Raw genomic sequence first — 16,092 nt, forward strand, 5'->3', positions numbered from 1 at the left:
GCTTGTGATGTCTACGTCCGCAGACAAGGTCGTCGAGGCGCTCCGCGCCTCGCTCAAGGAGACGGGCCGCCTCCGTCAGCTCAACCAGCAGCTCACCGCCGCCGCGCGCGAACCGATCGCGATCGTGGCGATGTCCTGCCGCTACCCCGGGGGCGTCTCCACCCCGGAGCAGCTGTGGGACCTGGTCGCGTCGGGCAGCGACGCCGTCGGCGGCTTCCCCACCGACCGGGGCTGGGACCTGGACAACCTGTACGACGCCGACGCCGACCGGGCGGGCCGCTCCACCACCCGCGAGGGCGGCTTCCTCTACGACGCGGCCGAGTTCGACGCCGGCTTCTTCGGCATCTCGCCCCGCGAGGCGGTCGCCATGGACCCCCAGCAGCGGCTGCTGCTGGAGACGTCGTGGGAGGCGTTCGAATACGCGGGAATCGCGCCCGCGTCCATGCGCGGCCAGAAGGTCGGCGTCTTCGTCGGCACCGCTGCCAACGGGTACGGGATGGGCCCGCAGACCGAGATGGAGGGCACCGACGAGGGCTACCTGCTGACCGGCACGGCCACGAGCGTCGTCTCCGGCCGGATCGCGTACGCCCTCGGCCTGGAGGGGCCGGCGGTCACCGTCGACACCGCCTGCTCGTCGTCGCTGGTGGCCCTGCACCTCGCCGCCCAGGCCCTGCGCCAGGGCGACTTCGACCTCGCCCTGGCCGGCGGCGTGTGCATCATGGCCACCCCCAGCCCGTTCGTCGGCTTCTCCCGGCAACGCGGCCTGGCCCCGGACGGCCGGTGCAAGTCCTTCGCCGCCGCCGCCGACGGCACCGGCTGGGCGGAGGGCGTCGGCCTGCTGCTGGTGGAGCGGCTGTCGGACGCCCAGCGCAAGGGGCACCGCGTGCTGGCCGTGATCCGGGGCAGCGCCGTCAACCAGGACGGCGCGTCGAACGGGCTCACCGCCCCGAACGGCCCCGCCCAGCAGCGGGTGATCCGGCAGGCCCTGGCCAACGCCCGGCTCACCACCGCCGACGTGGACGCCGTCGAGGCGCACGGCACCGGCACCGTCCTCGGCGACCCGATCGAGGCGCAGGCCGTGCTGGCCACGTACGGGCAGGACCGGCCCGCCGACCGGCCGCTGCTGCTCGGCTCGATCAAGTCGAATTTCGGGCACAGCCAGTCGGCCGCGGGCGTCGCCGGGATCATCAAGATGGTGATGGCGATGCGGCACGGCGTCGTCCCGTCGACCCTGCACGTGGACTCCCCGACGCCGAAGGTCGACTGGTCGGCGGGCGCCGTGTCGCTGGTGACCGAGGCGCGGCCCTGGCCGGCGACCGGACGGCCCCGGCGGGCCGCCGTCTCGTCCTTCGGCATCTCCGGGACCAACGCGCACACCATCATCGAGGAACCCCCCGCCCCGGAAGCCGACGCCGACGCCCCGGAACCGGCCGCCACCCTCCCGGTGGTGCCGGTGCTGCTGTCCGCCCGCTCCGACGCCGCGCTCGCCGGCCAGGCCGGCCGCTGGGCCAGGTGGCTGGCGGCCGACGGGGACCTGCGTCCCCTGGACGTCGGCTGGTCGTCGGCGGTGTCGCGGTCGGCGCTGGACAGCCGGGCCGTGCTGACCGCGACCGACCGGGACGAGCTGCTGGCCGGGCTGCGTGCCCTGGCCTCGGGGCAGTCGTCGGGTGCGGTGGTGGCGGGTCGGGCGGCGGACCGGGGTCCGCTGGCGGTGCTGTTCTCCGGCCAGGGGGCGCAGCGCGCCGGGATGGGCCGGGAGTTGTACGACGGGTTCCCCGTGTTCGCGTCGGCCCTGGACGAGGTGTGTGGGCTGCTGGATGGGCTGTTGCCGCAGCCGTTGAAGCCGGTGCTGTTCGCGGTGGAGGGCACGGTCGAGGCGGGCCTGCTGGATCAGACCGTATTCACCCAGGCCGGTCTGTTCGCGGTCGAGGTGGCGTTGTTCCGGCTGGTCGAGTCGTTCGGTGTGGTGCCGGACTTCGTGGGCGGTCATTCGGTCGGTGAGATCACGGCCGCGCACGTCGCCGGGGTGTTGTCCCTGCCCGACGCGTGTGTTCTGGTGGCGGCTCGTGGCCGGTTGATGCAGGCGTTGCCGGCCGGTGGGGGAATGTTGGCGGTGGGCGCGTCCGAGGTGGACGTGGCGGAGAGCCTCGACGGCCTTGCCGGCCGGGTTGGTGTCGCGGCGGTGAACGGGCCGGCGTCTGTGGTGGTGTCCGGTGCGGTGGAGGCCCTCGACGGGATCGAGCGGACCTGGCGGGACCGGGGCGTCCGGACCCGCCGGTTGTCGGTGAGTCACGCGTTCCACAGTCCGTTGATGGAGCCGATGCTCGACGAGTTCCGGTCTGTGCTGGCCGGGCTCACGTTCGCCGCGCCCCGGCTGCCGGTGGTGTCGAACGTGACCGGCGCGCTGGCCGTCGGCGACGAGTTGCGCACCCCGCAGTACTGGGTGCGACACGTCCGGGAGGCCGTGCGGTTCGCCGACGGGATCACCGCGCTCCGCGCCGCCGGGGTCGACACGTTCCTGGAGATCGGGCCCCGCAGCGTCCTCACCGCGATGACCCAGGACGTCCTCGGCCCGCAGCCGGTCGACCCGGCCGCCGACGACGCGACCCCGGTCGTCGCGGTTCCCCTGCTGCGGGCCGACCGTCCCGAGCCCCGGGCGCTGCTCGCCGCCCTCGCCGAACTGCACGTCAACGGCGCGGCCGTCGACTGGCCCACGATGTACGCCGACACGGGCGCGACCACGGTCGGCCTGCCCACGTACGCGTTCCAGCGGCAGCGTTACTGGCCGGAGCAGCTTCCGGCCTCCGTCACCGGCCCGGTCAGCCCCGACGTCCTCGACGTCGAGTTCTGGTCCGCGGTGGAACGCTCCGACGTGGCGGCGCTGGCCGCGCAGCTCGGCGACGACGGCGCGGACGTCCTCGCCCCGGCGCTGCCGGTCCTGTCGTCCTGGCGCCGGGCGCGGCTGCGCGACGCCGTCGTCGACGGCTGGTCGTACCGGGTGGTGTGGAAGCGCGCGGCGACGCCCGCCGCCGCCGCGCCGATCGGCGACTGGCTGCTGCTCGAACCGGCCGGCGACCCGGCGGTGGCGCAGTGGGCCGACGCGCTGACGGCGGCGCTCCGCGCCGTCGGCGGGACGGTCCACCGCCTGCCGGTGGACCCGCTGACCGGCCGGGACGAGCTGGCGGCCTGGCTGGCCGCGCTGCCGGCGGACCGCCGGTTCGCGGCGGCGGTCTCCCTGCTCGGCCTGCTGGACCGGCCGCACCCCGGCCACCCGGCGGTGTCGACCGGCACCGCCGCGACGGCGACCCTGATGCAGGCCCTGCACGACGCCGACGTCACGCTGCCGGTGTGGACCCTCACCCAGGGCGCGGTCGGCACCGGCGACGCCGACGGCGTCCGCAGCGTCGCCCAGGGCGGACTGTGGGGCCTGGCCCGGGTAGCCGGGCTGGAACACCCCCAGCTCTGGGGCGGCCTGGCCGACCTGCCGGAGCGCCCCGACGCGGCCGGCTGGGACCGGCTCGTGGGCGTGCTGGCCGGGGCCGGCGACGAGGACCAGATCGCCGTACGCCCCTCCGGCGTCTTCGTGCGCCGGCTGGTCCGCGCCGACCCCGCCGGCGTGGGAACCGTCGAACGCTGGCAGCCCTCCGGGACGGTGCTGATCACCGGCGGCACCGGGGCGCTCGGCGCCCACGTGGCCCGCTGGGTGGCGGCCAACGGCGCCGCGCACGTCGTGCTGACCAGCCGCCGTGGCGAGCGGGCGCCGGGCGCGGCGGAGCTGCGGGACGAACTGGCCGGGCTCGGCGCGCGGGTGTCGCTGGTCGCCTGCGACGCGGCCGACCGGGCGCAGGTCGAGGCGGTGCTGCGCGACATCGACGCGGACGACGCCCCGCTGACGGCGGTCGTGCACGCCGCCGGCGTGGGTCAGCTCGCCAGGCTGGTGGACACCGACCTGGCCGCGCTCGCCGCCGTCCTCGATGGCAAGATCGCCGGCGCGGTCCACCTGGACGAGCTGCTGGGCGACCGGCCGCTGGACGCGTTCGTGCTGTTCTCCTCGATCGCCGGGATCTGGGGCAGCGGCGGCCAGGCCGCCTACGCCGCCGGCAACGCCTTCCTGGACGCGCTCGCGGAGCGGCGGCGCGCCCGCGGTCTCGCCGCCACGGCGGTCGCCTGGGGCCCCTGGGCGGACGGCGGCATGGCCAGCGGGGAGGGCCAGGAACTGCTGGCCCGGCGCGGCCTCACCGCGATGTCCCCGGCCCAGGCCGTGTACGCCCTGCGCAGCGCCGTCGGCCGGTCCGCGCCGTCGCTGACCGTGGCGGACGTCGACTGGTCCCTGTTCACCCCGGCGTTCGCCGCCGCGCGGCCCCGGCCGCTGCTCGACGACATCGCCGAGGCCCGGGACGCCCTGCGGGCCACCGACGAGGAGCCGGCCGACGGGGCCGGCGGCGGCCTGCGGCAGCAACTGCTCACCCTGCCCCGCGCTGAGCAGGACCGGCACCTCACCGACCTGGTCCGCACGGTCGCCGCCACCGTGCTCGGGCACACCGGCCCGGAGCTGGTCAAGGCGAACCGGGCGTTCAAGGAGCTGGGCTTCGACTCGCTGACCGCGGTGGAGCTGCGCAACCGGCTCAGCGCCGCCACCGGCCTCTCCCTGCCCACCACCCTCGTCTTCGACTACCCGAACCCGGCCACCCTCGCCGACCACCTGTCGTCCGCGCTGCGCCTGCACGAGGTCGACACCGTGACCACCTGGGGCCCCGCCGGGCCGGTCGACGACGACCCGATCGTCATCGTGGGCATGAGCTGCCGGTACCCCGGCGGCGTGAGCAGCCCCGGCGAGCTGTGGGACCTCGTCGCCACCGGCCGCGACGGCATCAGCGGGTTCCCCGAGGACCGCAACTGGGACATCGCCCGGCTGCTGGCCGTCGACGCCGAGGGCCGGCCGGTGTCGCACACCCGCGAGGGTGGCTTCGTCCCCGGCGCCACCGCCTTCGACCCGGGCTTCTTCGGCATCTCGCCGCGCGAGGCCCTGGCCATGGACCCGCAGCAGCGGCTGCTGCTGGAGGCGTCCTGGGAGGCCCTGGAGCAGGCGGGCGTCGACCCGGACCGGCTGCGCGGCAGCCGTACCGGCGTCTTCGTCGGCGCCTCCCCGTCGGGCTACGGCACCACCGACACCCCGGAGGAGCTGGCCGGCTACCAGCTCACCGGGGGAGCGCACAGCGTCATCTCCGGCCGGGTCTCCTACACCCTCGGTCTGGAGGGGCCTGCGGTCACCATCGACACCGCCTGCTCGTCGTCGCTGGTGGCGGTGCACCTCGCCGCCCAGGCGCTGCGCGGCGGCGAGTGCGATCTGGCCCTGGCCGGCGGCGTGACCGTCATGGTCACCCCCGGCGCGTTCGTGGAGTTCTCCCGGCAGGGTGGCCTCGCCCCCGACGGGCGGTGCAAGTCCTTCGCCGCGTCCGCCGACGGCACCGGCTGGTCCGAGGGCGTCGGCGTCCTGCTGGTCCAGCGCCTGTCCGACGCGCGACGGGACGGCCGGCAGGTGCTCGCCGTGCTCGCCGGCAGCGCCGTCAACCAGGACGGCGCGTCCAACGGCCTCACCGCGCCGAACGGCCCCGCGCAGCAGCGGGTCATCCGGGCCGCGCTGGCCAACGCCCGGCTCACCGTCGCCGACGTGGACGCCGTCGAGGCGCACGGCACCGGCACCACGCTGGGTGACCCGATTGAGGCGCAGGCCGTGCTGGCCACGTACGGCCAGGACCGGCCGGCGGACCGGCCGCTGTTCCTCGGGTCGATCAAGTCGAACATCGGGCACGCGCAGGCCGCCGCCGGGGTCGCCGGCATCATCAAGATGATCATGGCGATGCGGCACGGGCTGCTCCCGTCGACCCTGCACCTCGACGAGCCCACCCCGCACGTGGACTGGTCGGCCGGCGCCGTGTCGCTGCTGACCGAGGCGCGCCCCTGGCCCGAGGTGGACCGCCCCCGCCGGGCCGCCGTGTCCTCGTTCGGCATCAGCGGCACCAACGTCCACCTGATCCTCGAACAGCCCCCCGCCCCGCCGGCCGGGGACGAGGCGGACGCCGAGCAGCCGACCCCCGTCGCCGCGCGGTCGCTGGCCCCGGTGCTCCTGTCCGCCCGCGACAGCGCGGCGCTGGCGGCCCAGGCGGACCGCTGGGCGGCCTGGCTCACGGCCGACGAGGACAGTAGCCCGCTCGACGTGGCACTCTCCTCGGTGGTGTCCCGCGCGACGCTGGACGAGCGCGCGGTGATCGCCGCGACCGATCGGGACGACCTGATCGCTGCGCTGATCGCTCTCGCCGCCGGGGACCCCTCCGGCGCGGTGGTCACCGGCACCGCCGGCCAGCGGGGCCAGCTCGCGCTGCTGTTCTCCGGTCAGGGCGCGCAGCGCGCCGGCATGGGCCGGCACCTGTACGCCGAATTCCCCGTGTTCGCCGCCGCGTTGGACGAGGTGTGCGGGCACCTGGACCCGTTGTTGCCGCGTCCGCTTCGTGAGGTGCTGCACGCCGCCGAGGGTTCGGTGGAGGCGAGTCTCCTCGACCAGACCGTGTTCACCCAGGCGGGTCTGTTCGCCGTCGAGGTGGCGTTGTTCCGGTTGGTGGAGTCGTTCGGGGTGGTGCCGGACTTCGTGGCGGGTCACTCGGTCGGTGAGATCACGGCCGCGTACGTCGCCGGGGTGCTGTCCCTGGCGGACGCGTGTGTCCTGGTGGCGGCGCGCGGTCGGTTGATGCAGGCGTTGCCGACCGGCGGCGGGATGCTCGCCGTCGCCGCAGCCGAGGCGGATGTCCTGTCCAGCTTGGACGGGTTCACCGACCGGGTCGGTGTTGCGGCTGTGAATGGTCCGTCGGCTGTCGTCGTGTCCGGGGCGGTCGACGCTCTCGACGAGCTGGAGCAGGCGTGGCGGGGCCGGGGTGTGCGGACGCGCCGGTTGACGGTGAGTCATGCGTTCCACAGTCCGTTGATGGAGCCGATGCTGGCCGAGTTCCGTACGGTGCTGGCCGGGCTCACGTTTGCCGCGCCGTTGCTGCCGGTGGTGTCGAACCTGACCGGCGGGCTGGCCGAGGGCGACGAGCTGCGTACTCCGGGGTACTGGGTGCGGCACGTGCGGGAGGCGGTCCGGTTCGCCGACGGGGTCACCGCGCTACGCAGCGCCGGGGTGGACACGTTCCTGGAAATCGGCCCGCAGAGCGTGCTGACCGCGATGGCCGGCGACGTCCTGCCCGGTGACGACGGTGTGTTGGCCGTCGCCGCCCAGCGCCGGGACCGGCCGGAGGGTCACGCGCTGCTGGCCGCCCTGGCGGAGCTGCACGTGCACGGCGTGCCGGTGACCTGGACCCAGTGGTTCACCGACACTGGCGCAACCCGGGTCGAGCTGCCGACGTACGCGTTCCAGCACCAGCGGTACTGGCTGTCGCCCGTCGGGCAGGCGGCCGACGTGTCCGGCGCGGGCCTCGGCGTGGCCCGTCACCCGCTGCTCGGCGCGACGGTGTCGGTGGCCGGCGAGGACATGGTGGTGCTGACCGGCCGGCTGTCGCTGTCGTCCCACCCTTGGCTGGGCGACCACGTCGTCTCCGGTGCCGTGGTGGTGCCGGGCACCGCCCTGCTCGACCTCGTCGTCCGGGCCGGCGACGAGGTGGGCGCGTCCCGCGTCCGCGATCTCACCGTGCTCGCCCCGCTGGTGCTGCCCGCCGGCGGCGGCGGAATGCGGGTACAGGTCCGGGTCGGCCCGGTCGACGCGACGGGCGCCCGGCCGGTAACCGTGCACTCCCAGTCCGAGGAGGACCCGGAGGCCGGCTGGACCCGGCACGCCGACGGCGTCGTCGGCCTCCCCACCGCCGAGGAGCCCACCGTGGGCGCCTGGCCCCCGGCCGGCGCGGCCGAGGTGGACCTCACCGGCTGGTACCCGGCCGTCGCCGGGCACGGGCTCGCCTACGGGCCGGTCTTCCAGGGCCTGCGGCGCGCGTGGACCGCCGACGGCACGGTGTACGCCGAGGTGACCCTCCCCGACACGGTGGTCGGGGACCCGGCCGGATTCGGCGTGCACCCGGCGCTGCTGGACGCCGCGCTGCACCCCGTCGGGCTGTTGCCCGCCGAGGCCACGGGCGACGGCCCCCGGGTGCCGTTCTCCTTCGAGGGGGTGCAGGTCCACACGATCGGCGCGCGGACCCTCCGGGTGCGCCTGACCGCGAGCGGGTCCTCGGTGCGGCTGGTCGCCGTCGACGAGGCCGGCACGCCGGTGGTGTCGGTGGACTCCCTGACGCTGCGCGAGATGACCGCGGCGAGCACGCCGAACCAGGCGAACCGCTCGCTGTTCGAGGTGTCGTGGCAGCCGGAGCAGGTCGCCCCGGCCGACGCCGGGTACGGCTGGGCGGTGCTCGGCGGCGACGCCACCGACGGCGCGGCGGCGTACCCGGACGTGGCGGCCGTGGTCGAGGCGGTGACGGGCGCGACGGCCCCCGCCCCGGCGGCGCTGCTGCTGCCCGTGCACACGGCGACCGAGACCGATGCGGCCGAGGCCGACGTGCCAGACGCCGACGTGCCCGAGGCCGGCGTGCCCGAGGCGGTGCGCGCCGCGACCGGGGCCGTGCTGCGCGAGGCGCAGGGGTGGCTGGCCGCCGACGCCCTCGCGGACTGCCGCCTGGTCGTCGTCACCCGTGGGGCGGTCGCCGCCCACCCCGACGACCGGGTCACCGACGTGGCGGGGGCCGCCGTCTGGGGCCTGCTGCGGTCCGCGCAGTCGGAACACCCCGGCCGGATCGTGCTGGCCGACCTCGAACCCGACGCCGACCTCGGCCCGGAGCTGCTGGCCCTGCTGGCCGGATTCGCCGCCGACCCAGGGGCAGGCGGGCAGCTCGCGGTGCGCGCCGGCACGGCGTACGTCCCACGGCTGGCCCGCGCGGCCGGCGGTGCGCAGGCCGCGCCGGTGGTCGGCGCGGGCACCGTCCTGGTGACCGGCGGAACCGGCTCGCTGGGCGCCCTGGTGGCCGAGCACCTCGTCACGGCGTACGGGGTGCGGTCGCTGGTGCTGGCCTCCCGCCAGGGCCCGGCGGCCCCGGGCGCGGCCGACCTGGCGGAGCGGCTGACCGGCCTCGGCGCCGCCGTCCAGATCGCCACGGCCGACGTGACCGACCGGACGCAGGTCGACGCGCTGGTCCGCCGGATCACCGCCGACGGCCGGCTGGCCGGCGTGGTGCACACCGCTGGCGTCCTCGACGACGGCGTCGTCACCGGGATCACCGCCGACCGGCTGGCGGACGTGCTGGCGCCCAAGGTCACCGCGGGCTGGTGGCTGCACGAGGCGACGGCGGAGCTGGATCTCGACCTGTTCGTGCTGTTCTCGTCCATCGCCGGCGTGCTCGGTTCCCCCGGCCAGGCCGCGTACGCCGCAGGCAACGCCTTCCTGGACGCCCTCGCCCAGCTCCGCGCCCAGCGGGGCCTGCCGGCGGTGAGCCTCGCATGGGGCATGTGGGACACCGACGGCATGGCCAGCTCGATCAACGACACCGACCGGGCCCGGGTCAGCCGTGCCGGCCTCACCCCGATGACCGCCCCCGTCGGCCTCGGGCTGTGGGACGCCGCGCTGGCCCACGGGGGTGCCGCGCTGGTGCCGGCCGTGGTCGACCTGCCGGCCATGCGGGCGCAGACCACCGCCGGGCGGGTGCCGCCGATGCTGCGGACCCTGATCGGCTCGACCGCCAGCCGGCGGCGACCCGCCGCCGGAGGCTGGGCCGACCGGCTCGCCGGCCTCGACCCGCAGGAGGCGCGCACCCAGGTCGCCCTGCTCGTCCGGGGCCTGATCGCGCAGGTCCTCGGGCACAGCGGCGCCGACCAGGTGCCCGCCGACCGGGCGTTCCGGGAGCTGGGCTTCGACTCGCTGACCGCCGTGGAGCTGCGGAACCGGATCAACACCGCGACCGGGCTACGGCTGACCTCTACCCTCGTCTTCGACTATCCGACCCCCGGCGCGCTGTCGGACCACCTCTACGAGCAGCTGTCCGGGCAGGTCGCCGAGCAGCGCGACGCCGTGGCGAACACGAACGTCGACGAGCCGATCGCGATCGTGGGCATGGCCTGCCGGTACCCGGGCGGCGTGACGAGCCCCGAGCAGCTCTGGCAGCTCGTCGCCACCGGCGCCGACGGGATCGGGGAGTTCCCGGCCGACCGGGGCTGGGAGCTCGACCGGATCTTCCACCCCGACCCGGACAACCCCGGGACGTCGTACACCCGGCACGGCGGGTTCCTGTACGGGGCGGCCGAGTTCGACCCGGCCTTCTTCGGCATCAGCCCGCGCGAGGCGGTCGCGATGGATCCGCAGCAGCGTCTGTTGTTGGAGGCGTCGTGGGAGACGTTCGAGTCCGCCGGGCTGGACCCCGTGCGGTTGCGGGGCAGCCGGACGGGCGTGTTCGCCGGCCTGATGTACCACGACTACGCCTCGCAGGTGCAGGAGCTGCCCGAGGGGGTGGGCGGCTACATCGGCACCGGCACGTCGGGCAGTGTGCTGTCGGGTCGGGTGGCGTACACGTTCGGCCTGGAGGGGCCGGCGGTGACGGTGGATACGGCGTGTTCGTCGTCGCTGGTGGCGTTGCACTTGGCGGTGCAGGCGTTGCGGTCGGGTGAGTGTGATCTGGCGTTGGCCGGTGGTGTGACGGTGATGGCGACGCCGGGGACGTTCATCGAGTTCTCGCGTCAGCGTGGTCTGTCGCAGGACGGTCGGTGTAAGTCGTTCGCAGCGTCGGCCGATGGCACGGGCTGGTCGGAGGGCGTCGGGGTTCTGCTGGTGCAGCGGCTGTCGGACGCCCGGCGGGACGGCCGGCGGATCCTGGCCGTCGTCAGGGGTACGGCGGTGAACCAGGACGGTGCGTCGAACGGGCTCACCGCGCCGAATGGTCCGTCGCAGCAGCGGGTGATCCGGCAGGCGTTGGCCAACGCGCGCCTGACGACGGTCGATGTGGACGCGGTGGAGGCGCACGGCACCGGCACCACGCTGGGTGACCCGATCGAGGCGCAGGCGCTGCTGGCGACGTACGGGCAGGACCGGCCGGTAGACAGTCCGCTCTGGCTGGGGTCGATCAAGTCGAACATCGGTCACACGCAGGCCGCCGCCGGGGTGGCCGGTGTGATCAAGATGATCATGGCGATGCGGCACGGGACGATGCCACGCACCCTGCACGTGGACGAGCCGTCGCCGCACATCGACTGGTCAGCGGGCGCGGTCGAGCTGCTCACCGAGGCCCGCGAGTGGCCCGCCCCGGGCCGGCCGCGCCGCGCCGCCGTCTCCTCCTTCGGGGTCAGCGGCACGAACGCCCACGTGATCATCGAGCAGCCGCCCACCGAGACCCGGACGGAACCGGCGGACGACGCCGTACCGCCGCTGGTGCCGGTGCTGCTCTCGGCCCGGACCGAGGCAGCCGTGGCGGCCCAGGCCGACCGCTGGGCCCACTGGCTCGCCGCCGACGAGGCCCCGCGCCCGGCGGACGTCGCCTGGTCCTCGCTGGTCAGCCGGTCGACGCTGGAGCACCGCGCGATGGTCGCGGCCACCGACCGGGACGAGCTGCTGGCCGGGCTGCGCGCCCTCGCCGCCGGCTCGCCGGCCGGTGGGGTCGTCACCGGTACGGGTGCGGCGCGCGGCCCCCTCGCCGTGCTCTACTCCGGCCAGGGCGCGCAGCGTGCCGGGATGGGTCGGGAGTTGGCGGAGGCGTTCCCCGTGTTCGCCGCCGCGTTGGACGAGGTGTGTGGGCACCTGGACCCGTTGTTGCCGCGTCCGCTTCGTGAGGTGCTGTTCGCCGCCGAGGGCTCGGTGGAGGCGGAGCTGCTGGATCAGACCGTGTTCACGCAGGCGGGTCTGTTCGCGGTCGAGGTGGCGTTGTTCAGGCTCGTGGAGTCGTTCGGGGTGGTGCCGGACTTCGTGGCCGGGCATTCGGTCGGTGAGATCACGGCCGCGTACGTGGCGGGGGTGTTGTCGCTGGCGGACGCGTGTGTCCTGGTGGCGGCGCGTGGTCGCCTGATGCAGGCGCTGCCGGCCGGCGGCGGGATGCTGGCCGTCAACGCGTCCGAGGCCGACGTGACGTCCAGCCTGGACGGTCACACCGACCGGCTCGGGATCGCGGCCGTGAACGGCCCGTCCGCCGTGGTGGTCTCCGGTGCCGTCGACGCCCTCGACGAGCTGGAGCAGGTCTGGACGGACCGGGGCGTACGCACCCGCCGGCTCGCCGTCAGCCACGCGTTCCACAGCCCGCTGATGGAACCGATGCTCGACGACTTCCGGACTGCCCTGGAGGCGCTGACGTTCCGCGCGCCGCTGCTGCCGGTGGTGTCGAACCTGACCGGGGCGGTCGTCGACCCGCAGGAGATCACCCGCCCGGACTACTGGGTGCGGCACGTCCGCGCAGCCGTCCGGTACGCCGACGGGATCACCGCCCTGCGCGACGCCGGGGTGGACACGTTCCTGGAGGTCGGCCCGCAGAGCGTGCTGACCGCCATGAACGCCGAACTGCTGCCCGAGGGAACGCTGACGCTCGCGACGCAGCGACGGGACCGTCCCGCCCCGCAGGCGCTGCTGCACGCGCTGGCGGAGTTGCACGTCAACGGCGTGCCGGTGACCTGGCAGCAGTGGTACGCCGAGTCCCGCCCGACGCTGGTCGACCTGCCCACGTACGCCTTCGAGCACGAGCGGTACTGGCTCGGCGCAGGCCGCCCGCGCGCCGGGGACGTCTCCGGCGCAGGGCTGGGCGTCGCCGGGCACCCGCTGCTCGGCGCGGCCGTGTCGGTGGCCGGCGAGGACATGGTGGTGCTGACCGGTCGGTTGTCGGTGTCGACGCACGCCTGGTTGGCCGATCATGTGGTCGCCGGTGTGGTGGTGGTGCCGGGTACGGCGTTGGTGGAGTTGGCGGTGCGGGCCGGTGACGAGGTGGGTGCGTCGCGGGTGCGGGAGTTGACCGTGGCGGCGCCGTTGGTGTTGCCCGCGTCGGGTGGGGTTCGGGTGCAGGTGCGCGTCGGCGCGTCCGACGCCTCCGGCTCCCGGGCCGTGACGGTGCACTCCCAGACCGAGGGCGACCCGGAGGCGGAGTGGGTCCGGCACGCCGAGGGCGTGCTCGAAGCGACCGGCGCGGCGGAGCCGGGCATCGGCGCGTGGCCGCCGGCCGGCGCAGACGAGGTGGACCTGACCGACTGGTACGGCGTGCTCGCCACCCACGGCCTGGCGTACGGGCCGGTGTTCCAGGGGTTGCGGCGGGCGTGGGCTTCCGGCGGTGAGGTGTTCGCCGAGGTGGCGTTGCCGGACGAGGTGGCGGGGGAGGCGGCGGCGTTCGGGCTGCACCCGGCGCTGCTGGACGCGGCCCTGCACCCGGTCGGGTTGCTGCTGGCCGGTGAGGCCGGTGGCCCCCGGGTGCCGTTCGCGTTCTCCGGTGTGCAGGTGCACGCCTCGGGGGCATCGGTGCTGCGGGTACGACTGACCCGCGAGGGCTCCGGCGTGCGGCTGGTCGCGGTGGACTCCTCGGGTGCGGCTGTGGTGTCGGTGGACTCGCTGGTGCTGCGGGAGATGACCGGGGTGGTCGCTCCGAACCCGGCGGCGCGGTCGTTGTTCGAGGTGGCGTGGCAGGCGGAGGAGGCTGTCTCCGTCGGCGACGCGGCCGGTTGGGCGCTGCTGGTGGCGCCGACGGGGCAGCTCCACAGTGTCGGCTATGAGGGTGCTGTCGGGCTGGCCGGCGATGAGGGTGCTGCCGGGCTGGCCGGTGAGTTGGTGGTCCGGGGTGGGCTGGTGGCGTACCCGGATGTGGCTGCGGTGGTGGATGCGGTCGCGGCGGGTGCGGCGGTGCCGCCCGCGCTGGTGCTGCCGGTGCCTGCCGGTGCCCCTGGCATGGCAGTGCCGGAGTCGGTGCGCGAGGTGACGTCCGGCGTGCTGTCGTCCGTGCGGTCGTGGTTGGCCGCGGATGCTCTGGCGGGTTCGAGGCTGGTGGTGGTGACCCGGGGTGCGGTGGCGGCTCGGGATGGTGACGAGGTGACGGACCTGGCGGGCGCTGCGGTGTGGGGTCTGCTGCGGTCGGCGCAGTCGGAGCACCCCGGTCGGATCGTGCTGGCCGATGTCGACGATGACGTGGACGCGGGCGTGGTGGCCGTCCTGGCGCGGGTCGCCGAGGACGCCGCGGGTGCCCAGGTGGCCGTTCGGGCTGGTCGGGTGTTCGTGCCGCGTCTGGTGCGGGCGTCGTCGTCGGATTCCTCGCTTGTGGTGGGTGAGGGTTCGGTGCTGGTGACCGGCGGCACCGGCTCGCTGGGCGCGCTGGTGGCCGAGCACCTGGTCCGGGCCCACGGGGTGCGGTCGTTGGTGCTGGTGTCGCGGCGGGGCCCTGACGCTGCGGGTGCGGCCGAGCTGGTGGAGCGGCTGGCAGGTCTGGGTGCTGCCGCCCGGGTGGTGGCGTGTGACGTGACGGACCGGGAGCAGGTGTTCGGGCTGGTCGGTGAGGTCGTCGCGGCGGGTCGGTTGGCGGGTGTGGTGCACACGGCTGGCGTGCTCGACGACGGTGTGGTGTCGGGGATCAGCGCGGAGCGGTTGGCGGGTGTGTTGGCGCCGAAGGTGTCGGCGGGTTGGTTCCTGCACGAGGCGACGGCCGACCTCGATCTGGATCTGTTCGTGCTGTTCTCGTCCATTGCTGGGGTGTTGGGTTCGCCGGGTCAGGCGGCGTATGCGGCGGGCAACGGGTTCCTGGACGCCCTTGCGGTGTATCGGCGGCAGGGGGGTCTGCCGGCGGTGTCGTTGGCGTGGGGGATGTGGGACACGGCGGGTATGGCGGCGTCGATCGGTGAGGTGGATCGGGTGCGGTCGGCGCGGTCGGGTCTGCCGCCGATGAGTGCCGAGACTGGTCTTGAGTTGTTTGATGCGGCGGTGGTGGCGGGGCGTTCGGTGTTGGTGCCGGCGGTGGTTGATGTGTCGGCGTTGCGGGCTGCGTTGTCGGGTGGTGTGGTGCCGCCGATGCTGCGGGCGCTGGTCGGCACGACCAACACGCGCCGCCAGGCGGGACAGGGCGGCGACTGGGCCAACCAGTTGGCGAGCCTGACCCCCGAGGAGGCCCGCACCCAGATCGACGTGCTGATCCGGGGTCTCGTCGCACAGGTGCTCGGGCATGGTGGGGCGGAGTCGGTGCCGGCCGACCGGGCGTTCCGGGAACTCGGGTTCGACTCGTTGACGGCGGTGGACCTGCGGAACCGGTTGAACGCGGCGACGGGGCTGCGGTTGGCGTCGACGCTGGTGTTCGACTACCCCACCCCGGCGGTGCTCGCCGACCACCTCTACGAGCTGGTCTCCGGTCAGATCACCGCCCGGCGGTCGGCGGTGGTGACCGCGGGCACTGACGAGCCGATCGCGATCGTGGGCATGGCGTGCCGGTACCCGGGCGGGGTGGAGACGCCGGAGCAGTTGTGGACCCTGCTGTCCGCCGGAGGCGACGGCATCTCCGAGTTCCCGACCGACCGCGGCTGGGACCTCGACGGCCTCTTCGACCCGGACCCGGACCGCAGCGGCACCTCGTACACCCGGCACGGCGGGTTCCTGCACGGCGCGGCGGACTTCGACCCGGCCTTCTTCGGCATCAGCCCCCGCGAGGCGATCGCCATGGACCCGCAGCAGCGTCTGCTGTTGGAGGCGTCGTGGGAGACGTTCGAGTCGGCGGGGGTGGACCCGCAGTGGTTGCGGGGCAGCCGGACCGGCGTCTTCGCGGGCGTCATGTACCACGACTACGCCTCCCGGTTGGAGGACCTTCCGCCGGACGCCGAGGGCTACGTCGGGACCGGCACGTCGGGCAGTGTGCTGTCGGGTCGGGTGGCGTACACGTTCGGCCTGGAGGGGCCGGCCGTCACCGTGGACACGGCGTGTTCGTCGTCGCTGGTTGCCCTGCACCTGGCGGCGCAGGCGTTGCGCTCCGGCGAGTGTGATCTGGCTCTTGCGGGTGGTGTGACGGTGATGGCGACGCCGGGGACGTTCATCGAGTTCTCGCGTCAGCGTGGTCTGTCGCAGGACGGGCGGTGCAAGTCTTTCGCCGGGTCGGCCGACGGCACGGGCTGGTCGGAGGGCGTCGGTGTGCT

Annotated in this window: 1 protein-coding gene (only partly in view); it reads left to right on the plus strand. The window is 74.9% G+C overall.

Going from position 1 to position 16,092, the window contains the following annotated elements; translation table 11 throughout:
• Positions 1 to 7 precede the first annotated feature (7 nt).
• Positions 8 to 16,092: the 5' portion of a type I polyketide synthase gene (locus ACH4T9_RS27990; RefSeq protein ID WP_396674148.1), read on the plus strand. The gene runs 14,071 nt beyond the window's last position; only the first 16,085 of its 30,156 coding nucleotides appear in the window; its start codon is at positions 8 to 10; the stop codon falls past the right edge of the window.

Source organism: Micromonospora sp. NPDC020750 (assembly GCF_044334565.1).
Taxonomy (GTDB): Bacteria; Actinomycetota; Actinomycetes; order Mycobacteriales; family Micromonosporaceae; genus Micromonospora.